13 protein-coding genes are annotated in these 15,031 nt (G+C 40.4%); 7 read left to right on the top strand and 6 right to left on the bottom strand.

Annotated features, from left to right (window positions below; translation table 11 throughout):
• The first annotated feature begins 118 nt into the window (after positions 1-118).
• Entirely contained in the window at positions 119-577 is a 459-nt protein-coding gene (gene rplI, locus GNE10_RS02860; RefSeq protein WP_185563561.1) for a 50S ribosomal protein L9, read from the top strand.
• Between the two features lie 187 nt (positions 578-764).
• Entirely contained in the window at positions 765-2,144 is a 1,380-nt protein-coding gene (gene dnaB, locus GNE10_RS02855) for a replicative DNA helicase (protein ID WP_185563560.1), read from the top strand.
• 161 nt (positions 2,145-2,305) lie between these two features.
• On the opposite strand, the gene GNE10_RS02850 is transcribed toward dnaB, so the two are convergent.
• Positions 2,306-2,827, bottom strand: a complete 522-nt coding sequence (locus GNE10_RS02850; protein WP_185563559.1) for an FKBP-type peptidyl-prolyl cis-trans isomerase — start codon at positions 2,825-2,827, stop codon at positions 2,306-2,308.
• Positions 2,828-2,905: 78 nt separating this feature from the next.
• On the bottom strand, positions 2,906-3,229 hold the full coding sequence (locus tag GNE10_RS02845) for a phasin family protein (RefSeq protein WP_185563558.1): 324 nt from the start codon (positions 3,227-3,229) through the stop codon (positions 2,906-2,908).
• 528 nt (positions 3,230-3,757) lie between these two features.
• On the opposite strand from GNE10_RS02845, the gene GNE10_RS02840 reads away from it, so the two are divergent.
• Genes GNE10_RS02840 through GNE10_RS02830 form a run of 3 tightly spaced genes read left to right on the top strand, consistent with a single transcriptional unit; the run spans position 3,758 to position 9,338 of the window.
• The gene (locus tag GNE10_RS02840) at positions 3,758-4,591 is read left to right on the top strand and encodes a transcription factor RcaD (protein WP_185563585.1); all 834 of its coding nucleotides are present in this window, start codon (positions 3,758-3,760) and stop codon (positions 4,589-4,591) included.
• Positions 4,592-4,646: 55 nt separating this feature from the next.
• Entirely contained in the window at positions 4,647-6,746 is a 2,100-nt protein-coding gene (locus GNE10_RS02835) for an ATP-binding protein (RefSeq protein WP_185563557.1), read from the top strand.
• Positions 6,747-6,779: 33 nt separating this feature from the next.
• Positions 6,780-9,338 (top strand): DNA translocase FtsK, encoded by a 2,559-nt coding sequence (locus GNE10_RS02830; protein WP_185563556.1) that lies wholly within the window; start codon positions 6,780-6,782, stop codon positions 9,336-9,338.
• A gap of 137 nt (positions 9,339-9,475) precedes the next feature.
• Here the strand turns inward: GNE10_RS02830 and GNE10_RS02825 are convergent, their stop codons facing one another.
• From GNE10_RS02825 to GNE10_RS02815, 3 genes are all read right to left on the bottom strand, one after another.
• Positions 9,476-10,924 carry an ATP-binding protein gene (locus GNE10_RS02825; protein ID WP_185563555.1) on the bottom strand — a complete coding sequence of 483 codons (1,449 nt, stop codon included), beginning with the start codon at positions 10,922-10,924 and terminating at the stop codon, positions 9,476-9,478.
• A 5-nt stretch (positions 10,925-10,929) separates the two neighbouring features.
• On the bottom strand, positions 10,930-11,298 hold the full coding sequence (locus GNE10_RS02820; RefSeq protein ID WP_099071596.1) for a response regulator transcription factor: 369 nt from the start codon (positions 11,296-11,298) through the stop codon (positions 10,930-10,932).
• A gap of 235 nt (positions 11,299-11,533) precedes the next feature.
• Complete coding sequence (locus GNE10_RS02815) at positions 11,534-11,878, bottom strand: hypothetical protein (RefSeq protein ID WP_185563554.1); 345 nt, start codon at positions 11,876-11,878, stop codon at positions 11,534-11,536.
• A gap of 42 nt (positions 11,879-11,920) precedes the next feature.
• Here GNE10_RS02815 and GNE10_RS02810 point away from each other — a divergent pair, with 42 nt between their 5' ends.
• Positions 11,921-12,541, top strand: a complete 621-nt coding sequence (locus GNE10_RS02810; RefSeq protein ID WP_185563553.1) for a TMEM165/GDT1 family protein — start codon at positions 11,921-11,923, stop codon at positions 12,539-12,541.
• A gap of 167 nt (positions 12,542-12,708) precedes the next feature.
• Here GNE10_RS02810 and GNE10_RS02805 read toward each other — a convergent pair whose 3' ends face one another.
• On the bottom strand, positions 12,709-13,602 hold the full coding sequence (locus GNE10_RS02805; RefSeq protein WP_185563552.1) for a tetratricopeptide repeat protein: 894 nt from the start codon (positions 13,600-13,602) through the stop codon (positions 12,709-12,711).
• A 381-nt stretch (positions 13,603-13,983) separates the two neighbouring features.
• On the opposite strand from GNE10_RS02805, the gene GNE10_RS02800 reads away from it, so the two are divergent.
• Positions 13,984-14,994, top strand: coding sequence for a hypothetical protein (locus tag GNE10_RS02800; RefSeq protein ID WP_099071592.1), 1,011 nt, complete (start codon positions 13,984-13,986; stop codon positions 14,992-14,994).
• The last annotated feature ends 37 nt before the right edge of the window (positions 14,995-15,031 follow it).

Below are 15,031 nucleotides of genomic sequence, written 5' to 3'. Positions count from 1 at the left end.
TGCGATCGCCCCCTGCGTTTCGCTAGGATCTGTAAGCTTTAGGGTATTGGCGAAGCCGCTCTTAATACAGCACGGCGAAAGCCAAATTAATCATATCTTACAGGAAAAACGAAAAACGATGGCGAAACGCGTGCAGTTAGTTTTAAGTCAGGATATCAGTAAGCTGGGAAAATCTGGTGACTTAGTGGAAGTAGCTCCTGGCTACGCTCGTAATTATCTGCTTCCTCAAAAATTGGCTATCCATGCCACTCCTGGTATTCTCAAGCAAGTAGAACGCCGTCGCGAACAAGAACGTCAACGGCAATTAGAACTCAAGCAACAAGCTCTTGAGCAAAAAGGAGCTCTAGAAAAAGTTGGCAGCTTAACAATTGCTAAGCAAGTTGGTGAAAACGAAGCTATTTTCGGTACAGTTACCACTCAAGATGTTGTAGATGCAATTAAAGCAGCCACCGGTCAAGAAGTAGACCGTCGCGGTATCACTATTCCTGATATTAACCACCTTGGTACTTATAAAGCTGAAATCAAGCTGTTTTCGGAAGTAACAGCACAAATTGATATTCAAGTCGTGGCTAGCTAAATTAGGCAGGGGGATGTAGCTTTAGCTTTTCTTTGGGAGACGCTAGCGCTAACCCGCAGGGTGGGAGATAGGGGAGACATGGGAGACAAGGAAGACAAGGAGAATAATTCCTAACTCCTAACTCCTAACTCCTAACTTATAACTTCCCACTCCCAACTAGCTTTCTTCTCAACACTAAAATCGTTTTATGGCTGAAGAACTGAGTTTTAAAGGCGATGGTAGCGAACGCTTACCACCCCAAAATATCGAGGCGGAAGAAGCGATTTTGGGGGGGATTTTGCTAGATCCAGAAGCGATTAGTCGAGTGAGCGATCGCTTAGTTGCCCAAGCATTTTATATTAGCGCTCACAAAGATATTTATCAAGCAGCAGTCAGACTCCACGCACAAGGCAAACCCACAGATTTACTTTCGGTTACAAGTTGGTTAACTGACCACGATTTACTCGCTCGCATTGGTGGTAGAAATAAATTAGCAACTTTGGTAGACCGCACAGTTTCAGCTGTGAACATTGACGCCTTAGCAGGGTTGGTGATGGAAAAATACCTGCGGCGACAATTAATTAAAGCTGGCAATGAAATTGTGCATCTTGGTTACGAAACAGAAACCGAATTACCAATAGTTTTAGACCAAGCCGAACAGAAAATTTTCGGCGTAACTCAAGAGCGTCCGCAATCAGGTTTAGTTCACATTGCAGATACTTTAATTAATAATTTCCAGGATATTGAAGAGAGAAATCAAGGCGTTGCCTTACCTGGAATTCCCTGTGGATTTTATGATTTAGATGCTTTAACCAGCGGCTTTCAGCGTTCCGATTTGATTATTGTTGCTGCTAGGCCTGCAATGGGAAAGACAAGCTTTTCGATGAATATTGCACAATATATTGCCAATTACGAAGTTAATATCAAGGGTGATAATAATATTGACCAGAGGAAAAAACTACCAGTTGCTGTTTTTAGTTTGGAAATGTCTAAAGAACAGCTGACACAACGTCTATTAGCTAGCGAGGCACAAATTGAAAGTGCTTATCTACGGACTGGACGCCTTAGCCAAACACAATGGGAACCTTTAAGCCGTGCTATTGGTACCCTTTCTGAAATGGCAATTTATATTGACGATACGCCGAATATTACTGTTACACAAATGCGTAGTCAAGCAAGGCGACTGCAAGCAGAACAAGGATTACTAGGTTTGATTGTTATAGATTACTTGCAATTAATGGAAGGTGCAGGTGATAATCGCGTACAAGAATTGTCAAAAATTACGCGTCAACTCAAAGGTTTAGCGCGTGAATTATCTGTACCGGTTATTGCTTTATCTCAGTTGAGCCGAGGAGTAGAAGCACGTACTAATAAACGCCCGATGTTGTCAGATTTACGTGAAAGTGGAAGTATAGAACAAGACGCAGATTTAGTAATAATGCTTTATAGGGATGAATACTATTCTCCAGATACTCCCGATCGCGGTATTGCAGAAGTGATAATAGCTAAACACCGCAACGGGCCTACTGGTACTGTGAAACTTTTATTTAACCCACAGTTTACCAAGTTTCAAAATCTCAAACTTTGAACTGGGCATTGGGCAAACAGGGCATTGGACAGGGAAAAGGTTAAAGGGAAAAGGGAAAAGGAATAAATTTAATCTTTCCCCTTTTCCCCGGTTGGTGAGCTTGTCGAACCATACCCCTTTCCCTTTCCCCCTTGTCCTCTTCCATGCCCCATGCCCAATTTTTACTTAACTCCTAGCAATTCCACATCAAACAGCAGCGTAGCGTTAGGTGGAATTACGCCACCGGCACCACGAGAACCATAACCTAAATCTGGCGGGATGATTAAGTTACGACGACCGCCTACTTTCATGGTGCTAAGTCCTTCGTCCCAACCTTTGATTACTTGTCCGACACCGATTTTAAATTTGAAAGGTTGACCGCGATCGCGGGAACTATCAAACTTAGTACCATCTTCTAAAGTGCCGGTATAGTGAACCTCTACTGTTTGTCCGCGTTCAGGAGCCGCCCCAGTCCCCTCTTTTATCTCAACGTATTTCAATCCAGAGGGGGTGGTTACGACATTAGCATCAGACATAGTATCGCTCGCAATTAAGATATTGTTTTCAGTTAAAATTGTGGGCGCTGGGAGTGTTGAGGTTATCTGGTCAGCAATGGCAGTATTCTGTTTACTGCCCACTTGCCCCACAAATAAAACCACAACAAACACCGCAATGAACGCCACACTCAGGAAAATTGCTTTCAAAATCAGTTCTCCCTACTTAGGTAGCCTGGTCAAAACATTACCAACAGAACACATTTAGTTTAAATCACAAAGGGCAACCTAGCGCCAAAGCTTATTTTCTAAATCGCGTACTTGACGTTCTAAACGGTCAATTCTACCCCGAAGTTCGTCTACTTCTGACTGGCGAGCCACCCCCAAATCCTGCATCATATTTCGCATTTGTCGTTGCATTTGGGCGTCCCAGTTTCCTTGCTCTGATTTTAACTGCTGGGCAATATCATCTATAACCGCCTTGGCTTGTTCGGGATTGAGTTTACCATCTTTGACCAAATCATCGCTGACTTCCCGCAGCTTTTCTGCAACTAAAGACGTTGTACCAAGACCCACCATCATTAGTTGTTGCAACCAGTTGTTGCTGTCCATACTCCGTATCCTCTTCAATTTATTTCAAACAGCCGACCTTAGCTCCTGAGTGTAGGCGGTCGAGCTATGCTGGAAGCGTAACTCTAGCCTACAACTCTATTCTGGCAAATTAGCGAACGCAGGCATCAAAGGACGTGGTTATAGAACTCCTCAAATTTAAAGTTGCCCCTAATTTACAGGAAAATTTTATCTACAAAGATGCAGAAATTTGGACAACAGCCAATACGGTTCGGATAAGCAGTATGAACCTCCCTTGTGGTCTGGGAAAAGGTTAAGGGGTAAGGGGTAAAAGATGTATTTGAAACCTTTCCCCTTTCCCCCTTAACCTTTCCCCTTTCCCCTTTCCCCCTTTCCCTTTTCCCGACTTATGCAAGAAGTCTAATATTAGTATTCAGCTAGATGCTGGTTGTAATACATTATTTAACAACCTGTAGTCATTCATACCAATTGTAGTTAGGATAAAGAATGTGTAAATTTTTATCTTATAGCTACGGTATTGTTGATTCGCATATAGGTAAAACTACTGGCATGGAAACTAACGAGTTAAAGTTTGTCTTGAAGTTATTGGGATTTAAGGATTATCGAGCAGAACTCAAGGCCTTTGATACTTTTAAAGCTGAGAGAAATAAAATTTGTAAAGCATTGGGCGATCGCGAGCTGGTAGACTATACCCGCGAGGTTACCACAGTTAAAATTTCACCACCTGGTCAAGCGGTACTTAAAAATCCCGGCGAAGTGCCCATTGCAGATAAAGAACTCAAGGTACTAGAGCAAATTGCTAAAGCTTCAGGTAAAATCGCTCCCAGCAAAATCACTTCAGCAAAAAAAGCTGCGGAACGAGATGCGATATTACAGGTGTTGAGCGATCGTGGTTTGATTGAAGCTGAAAAAGGAATTAAAAAAAATAAACCTGAAGTTTGGCTGACTGAAAGAGCAATTGAGTATTTACGAGACGATTACATTCCCAAAAAAGGCTCTAACCCCGTCCTCAGCTTAGAATTGCTGGGTAATTACCTACGCTTTTTACGAAAAACTCTGCGGGTGAAGTCTGAGGAAGTTTCTATTCCGCTACCTGTCAATGTCGCTGATAAACAAATCAGCGATGAAGAAATTTTACAACTTATTGAAAAATTAGACCGAGAATTGGGTACTGACAATTATTTGCCCATTTTTCATCTGCGGGAAAAATTACAACCGCCATTTTCACGGGATGAATTGGATAAGGCTTTATATCGTTTGCAAGCAAGCGATCAAATTGATTTGAGTTCCTTATTAGATCCAACACCCTACACTCCAGAACAAATTGATGCTGGAATTTTACAAAAAGTGGGTGGTTCGCTGTTCTTTATCACTGTGAACTAAAAATACAGAGACTTTTTTCCTGGACATTAAGTTTGCTCAATTATCCCAATTAATTATGGCATCTATCAACGACATTATTAAACGCGAGGTTAACCCGTTTGACCTAGTAAATTTGAAAACGGGTAATTTTTGGGGTCAAAATCAAGAATTAGAGTCTGTGGTCGAGTCAATTCATCAAGAGGCAATAACAGAAATTGAAGGATTTCTCGATTTAGTAACTAAAGATAATTGTAGTCGTACTGTTTTACTTGTAGGTGATGCTGGTTCTGGCAAAAGCTATCTTTTAAGTAGACTAAAACGCACCTTTAACTCAAAAGCCTTTTTTGCTTATATAGGGCCTTGGGTTGATAACGATTATATGTGGCGTCATCTGCTACGTAATACAGTTGATAGTTTAATTCAAGTACCAGAAGGACAGGAAGAGTCTCAGTTAATACTCTGGCTGAAAAATTTATCTGTTTTCACAAAAACTAATCTGAAAAAGCAGCTTTTTAATGATAGCTTTTGGCAATTATTATTAGGCGATCGCCAAAAATTTGTTAACCATCTTAAAAAGACTTATTTAAAAGCAGGTATTTACAATCCTGATGTGTTTTTTGGAGTGTTACACGATCTCACAGATCCAGAACTTTACCCTATAGCCTGTGAATGGTTAAGAGGAGATAATTTAAGTGAAGAATCAATGCAAGCTTTGAGACTTAGACACTGCATTGATGCAGAAGACGCAGCAAAGAATATTTTAGCTAATTTTGGTAAAATTTCTACTGCAACTCAACCTATTGTCTTATGCTTTGACCAAGTTGAAACCTTGCCAAATTGGACTTCTAATCCTCAACCTTTATTTAATATAAATACTACTATCCATAGCGAAAATCTCAAAAACTTTCTAATTATTATCAGTATAGTCACCAATGCTTATAAGCAAAGTTATCGTTACATTCAACAGTCAGACAAAGCCAGAATCGAACGATTAGTATCACTAAAACCCATTAATTTGAATCAAGCAGAAGCACTTTGGACTTACCGATTACAAAGTATACATCAAGAAGCTAATCCTAAGCCTGATTTACCTATTTTTCCCTTAAATAGACAATTGTTAGAGGAAAATTTTCCTGGTGGTAAAACTATGCCAAGAACTGCGTTTATTGTTGCCAGGTTAGAGTATCAACAATATAAACTTTCTCTATTGAAAGAAATTGTAGTAGTTAATATACCACCAAAGACGCCAAAAAAGTCAGAAGGTCAACAAGGACTAATAGATATTAAAATAGTAAAAAATGACCTTACCTCAAATATTAGCGATCGACAAAAAGAACAAGCTGAATTTGAATTAATCTGGCAGCAAGAATATAAAAAAATTCAGGATAAGCTAGTTAAAATATCTCTTTTAGCAGCACCTGACCTCATACGAATGGTGCAAGAAACTTTAGAGGCATTACAAGTACAGGCAATTAAACCTAAACTCATCAGTGGCACTTATGCCAGCTATTCCTTAAGTTATCAATCGCCATCTAAGCGAGAAAATATAGGAATAGTGTGGACAGAAGATGCTAATATGAATAGTTTTTATAACGTGATGAATGCTTGTCAAAAAGCTATTCAACAAAATGTTTGTCAAAGGCTTTATTTAATTAGAATTGGAAGTATAGGAAATGCAAAACTCGCTGGATATAAAATCTATAGTCAAATTTTCACTGGTACTAACCATATTCACATCAAACCAAATCTTGCTTCAGTTCACTATTTAGCGACATACCATAGCTTAGTTAATTCTGCACAGGCTCAGGAATTAGTTGTTGGTGGTCAAGCTATTACTTTACCAGGATTACAATCTTTAATACGTGAGTCAAAAATTTTAGAACAATGTACTTTATTACAGAATTTAGGAATTATTACTAAACAAGAACCTAAAAAACATAATTTAAATAAAACTAAAGATTTGCGACCAGTCAAAGATTTCTTGTTGAATCTAGTAAAAACCCAAGGTTATATGGGAGTGCCTACTTTAATTTCACAAGGAGTTAGTCAATTTTCTTACGTGGAAGAAAGTGAAACTCAACATTTAATTGATTTATTATGCCAGGAAAAGAAAGTAAAAATTATTAACCCTAAATCTAAGTTGGAAGACCAGTTAATCCGTTTACTCACTCACTAATTAAATAGATTAACTTTGATTAAATTTTAGCCAATGCACTACCTAACAAAAGCCTCTGAAATCCAAACAAAAATTGCAAAATTCGCCTTGGCTAAAGTGCTATGGTTAGATACAGAAGTAGCTAATTGGAATACTCCATATCCCAAACTATCATTAATTCAGATATTAGCAGAACCTACAGACTATACAGGAAAATTTGCTTATATTCTTGATGTATTGAATAAACCTGATTTGATTGCACTGTTTATTCAGCAAATCATGGTTAATTCTCAAATTGAGAAGGTATTTCATAATGCAAGTTTTGATTTAAAGTACTTGGGTGAAAAATCAGCACAAAATATTACCTGTACCCTGAAGTTAGCAAGAAAGATTACCCTCAACAAGTTACAAACATCGAATTTAAAGCTGAAAACTTTAGCGGCGGAACTTTGTCAATTTTCTCATGTCGATTCAGAAGAAGGTAGAAGCGACTGGGGAAGGCGTCCTTTGAGTGACAAGCAGCTACATTATGCGGCTATGGATACAGTCTATTTGGCTGCTGTTCATCGTCGGTTATTAGAAATTGATAGCTCTAATTTTGTAACTAATATTTTTAATTTTATGTCTGATGATTCCAAAAATATATCTTTAACAGCGACTAAAGTCAGAGTGGCTTTTGAATGTCCTCGGCTATTTTATTTACATCAAAAATTTGGCGGAAATACTTTATTTATACCACAAAATAATCAAATTGGTATTGGTAATAGTTTTCATAATTTGGCTGATAGTTTTATTAAGTTAGCTGTTAGCGAATCAAGATTTACAGAAATATTCAAAAATAGTACATCTCAATTAAACATAGACGAAATTGCCTCTCTTCTGCAACAGCTTTTTTATGAAATTAAATTTTCTACTTATTTAGAAAAAGCTGTTGAACAAGACGCAAGTGCAGCGCAACCACTGTACAAAGTTTGGCAAGGATTACAAGGATTAATCAGACGCTTTGCAGAATTACTTGTTGTTAATCGACGTTATTGTAGTGCAGAAGCAGTTATTCGCAACACTTTTGTTTCTCAAGAACGTAAGCTTGAGCATTATTTTCAATTACCTGATGGCACACAACAAAGGGTAGGAGGAGAATTTGATTGTTTGGTTTATAATTTGGAAGTCAAGCGATTGTGCGTACTTGAATTTAAAACTTATCAGCCTGTAGATCCATCAGCACAATTAGCTCAAGTTGCTCTTTATAGTTATATGCTTTGGCATCAAAAAAAGGTAGCAGTTGATTCGGCTGTTTATTGTGTTTTGCCAGAGTTTAAAGAGTATCAATATTCTTGGGAACAGCTAGAAAATAACGTGCATCAATTGATTCCCTATAAATTACACCAGATGCAACAATGGTTAAGTTGGGAACCACCTCATCCTAATTCGCCACCGCCAACAACTCAGCCTTATCTGTGTGAAATTTGTCCGCAAGAACAAAAATGTCAGACTTTTTTTGTTTCGCCTAGTTTACCATCTAAAGATGAGAGAAATGGCGGGCAAGATGCCCACCCCACAATAAAAAATTCTGTTGATGCTCATGCAATTGGTGAAGAGTTAGTTACTACTTTGCAATCATTTGGCATTAGTGTAGATTATCACGGTGCTGCTGTTGGGCCGGCTTTTATTCGAGTGAAACTTAAGCCTCATTTGGGTGTGAAAGTTAATGCACTTTTGAAATTGTCAGCGGATTTACAAGTGCAGATGGGGTTAGCAAATCCGCCGTTAATTGCGCCGCAAGCTGGTTATGTTAGCGTTGATTTACCTCGTCCAGATCGGCAAATTGCGAGTTTTGAAGAGTATATTCAGCCGCAATTTTTACCTCCAACAGTACCTATAAAAATTGCGATCGGGTTGAATATTGAAGGAGAATTGGTAGAGGCTGATTTATCTGATGCTAATACTTGTCATTTTTTAGTTGGTGGTACAACTGGTAGCGGTAAGAGTGAATTTTTGCGATCGCTCCTCCTCAGTCTCCTCAATCGTCATTCTCCGCAACACCTGAAAATCGCCTTAGTTGACCCCAAGCGAGTCACCTTTCCAGAGTTTGAGAAAATGCCTTGGTTATATTCGCCAGTTGTTAAAGATGGCGATCGCGCGATCAGACTGATGGATGAGTTAGTCGCAGAGATGGAATCGCGTTACCACCACTTTGAAAAAGCTGGGTGTGCCGATTTAAGTACTTACAACCAACGCTCTACAAAGATTTTACCTCGTATTGTCTGCATTTTTGATGAATATGCCGACTTTATGGCAGAAAAAGAAATCCGCACATCACTAGAACAAAGTATTAAACGACTCGGAGCAATGGCACGCGCCGCAGGAATTCATCTTATTATCGCCACTCAACGCCCAGAAGCGAAAGTTGTTACACCCATAATTCGCTCAAACTTACCAGGAAGAGTGGCTTTGCGTACCGCCAGTGAAGCAGACTCAGCTATCGTCTTGGGAGGAAAACAAACAGCAGCAGCTTATTTACTGGGTAAAGGTGATTTACTCTACCAAATAGGCGCTCAAATGCACCGCTTACAAAGCTTATTTGTTAAAAATATTCAACTGCCATCAATATAGAAGATATGGCAGGGAACAAATAGGCAATAGGGGTGATTGTTGACTGTTGAGAGATATTGCTGTTTACGCTGCTTGATTGAATCAAAAATGGATAAAGTCGAGCTAAGTATGTGTAGGGTGTTTTGTGGCCAAGCACTCTAGAGACGATTGTCGGACTTTGAAGTTTTAACGTTTAGTGGCAAATACACAGTAAACACTGCTCCCTGATTAGGGGTATTAGTAGCTATAATTGCACCTTGGTGAGCTTCAATAATTCGCTTAGAAATTGCTAACCCCAGACCATTACCACTACCTTTGCGTGCCGGATCTGTTGTATAAAATTGCTCAAAAATTCGAGGTAAATCGCTCTCTTTTATACCTCTTCCCTGGTCTTGAATTTGAATAATAGCTTGTTTACCTTGGCTATATCCAGAAATTAATATTTGAGAGTTTGGTGGTGAATATTTAATTGCATTATTTAACAAATTAAGAATAGCCTGTAATAGCCTTTCTGCATCGCCCTGGATGGTTAAGTTTTCTACATTTACCTGTGTAGAAATCTCCAGAGTTCGCATTTGTGGTTCGACTGCATTAACAGCACGATTAATCAATCCATGCAGGGAGATGCTTTGCTTTTCTAGTTGAGTAACTCCTGCTTCCAAACGCCCTAAATCCAGTAAGTCATGAATTAATTGTGATAAACGCTTGGTTTCACTTTCGATAGTTTGGAAAAAGCGATCGCGCAATTCTGGTTCATCATACGCTCCTCCTTTGAGTGCGTCTACTGTCACCTGAACGTTACTGATAGGGGTACGCAATTCGTGGGAGACATTGGCTAAAAATACTCTCCGCTCTTGGTCTAGGGAAGCTAAACGCTCGCTCATCCGGTTTAATTCCCTTGATAATCGATCTAATTCATTGTTTTCATGGATAATTAGCTTATCGCCAAAATGACCGCTACCCAAACGAATGGCAAAATTTTGCATCATCTCAATTGGTTTTGAGAGACTGCGAGCAAACCGACTGCTAATTAAGGCACACAGGAAAATCGTTACTCCTAGCGTTCCTAAAATACTCCAAATCACCTTCACAAACTGTCGCTTAATCTGCTCTAAAGTCATAGACATGCGGATTACGCCTAACAATTGACCGTTACGCTCAATGGGTCTAGCTATGTAGAGGCGATCGTCCTTTGATAAAACACCTTTAGCAATCCCTTGTTTTACATGATTTTGTAAGGCTTCCTGCATACCAGGAACTTCAGACCAATCTTGAACCCGGCTGTCTAATTTGGGGTCGGAAGTGGCTAATAGAAGACCTTGTTGATTAAAAACACGTAGCGTTACAGTTTGCGGTGCGCCATAACGTTCCACTAGCGTCCTGACGTGGAGAATATTTTTTTCTTCTAGTCCATCTGCAACACTTTCACTTAACGCACTCGTCCAATTATCCAGATCTACTTGTCGCGATCGCATAAAGTAATCATAAAACGACCACAGGATATAACCTGCCATCAACGACGTTCCCAAAGCTGTAAGCATCAAGTATGTAGCTAACAACTTGGTATAAATAGTATTTAATTTAATCCGAGGTATCCAGCTTCTCATGAAAGCTACTCCTCAGAAGGGTTATGCAACACTGCTTTAATACGTGCTAATAGTTCGCGGGTGTTGAAGGGTTTAGTAACATAATCATCTGCACCTGCTTCTAAACCCCAAATTTTATCCATATCCTGATCCTTGGCTGTAAGCATGACAATAGGTACATTAGAAAATGCCCGAATTCGCCAGCAAACTTCCATACCATCAACTTCTGGTAACATTAAATCAAGCAAAATTACATCTGGAACTTGCTTGTGAAACTGTTTGATAGCACTATGCCCATCAGCTGCTGTAGTCACCGTGTAACCTTCTCTTTGCAGAGTATAGGTAAGACTATCACGCAGAGGAGCTTCATCATCTACAAGTAAAATGTGTGCCATTTTTGTATAAAACTAATCTGATTTTTTTTATAATTATAATTTATCTAAAAAACTATTTATCAAGTAAATCCTAAGAAATTTTAATTCAGAGCTAGTAACTATAGTAGGGCGAACGCATCTTATTTACTAATAAAAACTAAGAAAGATTTCAAAATGATATAGATAATTGTAAAAATTGAGTAACTACAATAAATAAATTATTTGGGTTAAAGCGTTGACGGTTCACAGTCAACAGTCAACAGTCAACAATAGCAATGAATATTTTTTTACTTGGAAGTCCCTTTTCTAACCATTTCTTATGGAAACTGCCATATCTTCCCAAAAGGCGCATTCCCAAATTTTCTTTTAGAACTGGGATGAGCTTAACTCTCAGTTTGACTTGTACCTGGAATAGACATATAATTGCGATCGCAATAGAAGGGGAGTAGCTGCTGGCGCAAAAATTAACAGCCAGTACATCTGAATCAACATACTGGCGATGAGCCTGGTTCAGGTGGCAAATAATTAAAACATTTGAAAGCGAGACCTTCACTAAGTTCACACCGCAGAGTGTAAGCTTGGTGAAGTTTTTCGCTTTCATCAAGCTTCACATCGGTCAACGATTCTTTAGGAGCTTGAGAGAGTGTTAACAGCTTTTACCGCAGGTTTGTTATTAATTACAGTTTCAGAACTAGGCGATAAAACATTTTTTATTGCTGTGATTTTGGCAATGCATCACTCGCGGCGGCTAGTATTTACAGGTGTGGTAGCTGCCTTAGCCGCCATGACAATACTTTCAGTGGTATTTGGACAGGCGGCATCTTTATTGCCGAAAATTTATATCCACTATGCTGAAATAACTTTGTTCATTGCCTTTGGAATCAAACTCTTGTACGACGGTAGTAAGATGCCTACCTCTGCTTGTGACACTGAAGTTGTAGAAGAGGCCGAAGCTGCGGTAAAACAAGCAGATTCACAGTTACCAAAGCGAAAAACTTCCCTATCAATTTTAACAGAGGCCTTTGTATTAACCTTCATGGCAGAGTGGGGCGATCGCACTCAAATTGCCACCATAGCTTTAGCAGCTGGGAATAACCCAATTGGAGTGACCATAGGTGCAATTTTGGGACATGCGATTTGTGCAGCGATCGCCGTTCTCGGTGGCAAAATGATTGCCGGTCGCATTTCAGAACGTCAACTCACCTTAATTGGCGGATGCCTGTTTTTCATCTTTGGTATCGTTGCTGCCGTTGAAGGAGTGTAAGGGGAGTAAGGAGGTAGGGGAAAAGGTGAGCCAGCGCGGTCTTGGGGGTTTCCCCCATGAGCGACTGGCGAACCCCGAAGGGGTTAAAGGGTAAAGGGAAAAGAGATCGATTTAACCTTTCCCCCTTCCCCTTTCCCCATTCCCCCAATCCTAATGCCCCATACCCATCACTTCGGTTTACTTTCCACTGGAGGTGCGCTAGATGAAGTGGGATTGGGTATCAGAGGAGCTGTTGCAGCTTTGTTAATTTCGTCTTTGTATTGAGCGGGTGCTAAAGCTGCGGCGCGATCGAATAAAGGTTTTGCCTCTTGGTTTTTGCCCTGTTGCTTGAAAAGCATTGCTTTTGCCACAACTGGGCGAAAATCTTTCGGATCTTTTTTAATTGCCTGGTCATATGCAGAGGCGGCTTGGGTGTAGCGTTTCTGGGAAGCGTGAACAGAACCTAACAACACTTGCACGGCCACAGTGTCGATGCTTCCTGGTTGATTTGTATTTGCTTGGGCAGCATCGGTGAGAGTATCTTGCAACAAGCCAATGGCTGCTTCGGGGCGTTGCTGGCTGAGTAACAGAGCCACCATTCCTTGTAAAGCCTTCAAATCACCGGGTTTGGTGTCTAAAACCGAGCGATAAGCTTGGGCGGCTCCTTCGCGATCGCCTATTTGCTGTTTGGCTTGAGCCAGCAGGACTGAATATTCTGATTGTTCGGGATTGAGTTTAGCAAGCTTTTCTAGAGGTTCAATCACAACTTGGATATCAGATGGTTTGACCTCACTTTTTTCCTTTTGACTGAGTAATTGTAGCCGCGCTTCTAATAAACCTTTGAGCGCAGTCTGATTTTCTGGTTCCCTTTGCAAAACCAGCTCGTATCCCCTTACTTGGTCTTCCAGTTTTGATTTTTGCTGGGAGTCAGTTAAATTGCCTCCAGTGCTAGCGGTATTCTGGCTAGAGAATGGCGTATTATTCAATGCTCCCAATAAAGGAATCACCGAAACACCAACAAAAGCGAGAATTGCCAGCACCAGGATAACTTGAACTATCCAGCGATTGCGCGGTTGAGACACAGTTTTGTCTTTCTCCTGAATTCTAATGACATTATCATTTACACAAATCCTAAAGTTAAAAATTTCCAAAACTTTACGGAATACCGCTCATAGTCTGTGAATTTTATAACAATTAACTATCCACACTGCTAAAGTAAGTGATGACTTTAGGAGGAGCCGTCAGAATTGTAGCTGTGATATGCTTCCGAAACTAGTGTCTGGAACGCTAGATTAGACTTTTAGTGTTTACACACTCAATTTAACGCCTTTAGGATTGTGTAGAGTACTCTAGTGTGACTTTGTAAAAAGTAAATATACTTTCTTTACTCCACACAAACGCTCTTTTCAGCTGCCTTTTTTTTAATCCCACAATGGGATGTGTCTGTGCCGCAAGGAGTTTTTATGAATTCCGACCTGATGCCATTGCCCGAATCTTCCAATTCTTCTGCCTCTAACCAGGGAAAAAATACCATAGAGGTAGCCGCTAATGTTATTGATACAACAGCAAACCAGTCCTCTAAAGTTGAAAATTCCCCTGTTAACCCCACTGAAACTGACTCAAATGGGAACTTAGTGAATCGACAGCAACCGATTCCGCCTCCCAGCGAGCCAATGCAATATCGAGCCATTGGCTTAGTCCGGGGTCGTTATCTTGCTAGCAGCGAACAATTTACCCAAGGTACGCTGCTGACCACAGATGGTGTAGAACTCAATGCCGTCCTGCTAGGGCGGATTATGAGCCTAGTCAAGAATCACTTAGACTTAGACAAAGAACATTTGTGGGTGGTATATCCACGTACAAGACAAGAAAATGATACTTTGCACATCCAAATTGTTGGAGTTTGGGAGCCAGAAAATCTGGCCAAAAACTTGATAATTGAGGATGAGCCAGACTCCGAGTCACAAGAAGTAGAAACACCAGATGATGGCTTATCCGAAAACTCTGAACTCAACACAATACCCCTAATACCGTCATCAGAAATTACAGATGGTGGTTTTTCTGTGCGCGGTGAGGTAGTATACCAGTCTTTTGACGCTAAGAGCTTGGTAGTCAAAATTAAACAAGCGCCACGCAAACCAACAGACAAACCCAAATATTTTAAGTTGAAATTAAGGGGTGTGCTAACCACCAAAGCAGTGGGGAAATTCTGGGATTTCCAAGCCAAGCGAGAAGCTGATGTTTTAGTGGTAGAAAAAGGCGAAGCGATCGCTGATTTACCCAAAAAACGCAAACCAGGATTTAAAGGAGGCCCCCGTGGTGGTAGGAAACCATTCCCTCCCAGACGTGGTAGTGAAACTCCCCGTCCCATCAAGAAAGGAAGTGCAGGTGGCGATACTCCTGTAATTTCCAAGCCCATACCCAAAACAGCCACTCCTAAGCCCATCAAGCGGCCGAAACCACCGCAGGAGTAGGGGGATTGGGCTGGGAAGGGGCTGGGGAGCTGGGGAG

The sequence above is a fragment of the Nostoc sp. 2RC genome (assembly GCF_014222165.1).
GTDB classification, from domain to species: Bacteria; Cyanobacteriota; Cyanobacteriia; order Cyanobacteriales; family Nostocaceae; genus Nostoc; species Nostoc linckia.
This window is presented reverse-complemented; position numbering and strand designations above follow the sequence as displayed.

Bases quoted from the DNA above. Each gene is read 5' to 3' on its own strand.
- GNE10_RS02835 (WP_185563557.1), top strand. From the start codon at position 4,647: ATGGCATCTATCAACGACATTATTAAACGCGAGGTTAACCCGTTTGAC.
- GNE10_RS02845 (WP_185563558.1), bottom strand. From the start codon at position 3,229: ATGGACAGCAACAACTGGTTGCAACAACTAATGATGGTGGGTCTTGGT.
- GNE10_RS02815 (WP_185563554.1), bottom strand. From the start codon at position 11,878: ATGAAAGCGAAAAACTTCACCAAGCTTACACTCTGCGGTGTGAACTTA.
- dnaB (WP_185563560.1), top strand. From the start codon at position 765: ATGGCTGAAGAACTGAGTTTTAAAGGCGATGGTAGCGAACGCTTACCA.
- GNE10_RS02825 (WP_185563555.1), bottom strand. From the start codon at position 10,924: ATGAGAAGCTGGATACCTCGGATTAAATTAAATACTATTTATACCAAG.
- GNE10_RS02800 (WP_099071592.1), top strand. From the start codon at position 13,984: ATGAATTCCGACCTGATGCCATTGCCCGAATCTTCCAATTCTTCTGCC.
- rplI (WP_185563561.1), top strand. From the start codon at position 119: ATGGCGAAACGCGTGCAGTTAGTTTTAAGTCAGGATATCAGTAAGCTG.
- GNE10_RS02840 (WP_185563585.1), top strand. From the start codon at position 3,758: ATGGAAACTAACGAGTTAAAGTTTGTCTTGAAGTTATTGGGATTTAAG.
- GNE10_RS02820 (WP_099071596.1), bottom strand. From the start codon at position 11,298: ATGGCACACATTTTACTTGTAGATGATGAAGCTCCTCTGCGTGATAGT.
- GNE10_RS02830 (WP_185563556.1), top strand. From the start codon at position 6,780: ATGCACTACCTAACAAAAGCCTCTGAAATCCAAACAAAAATTGCAAAA.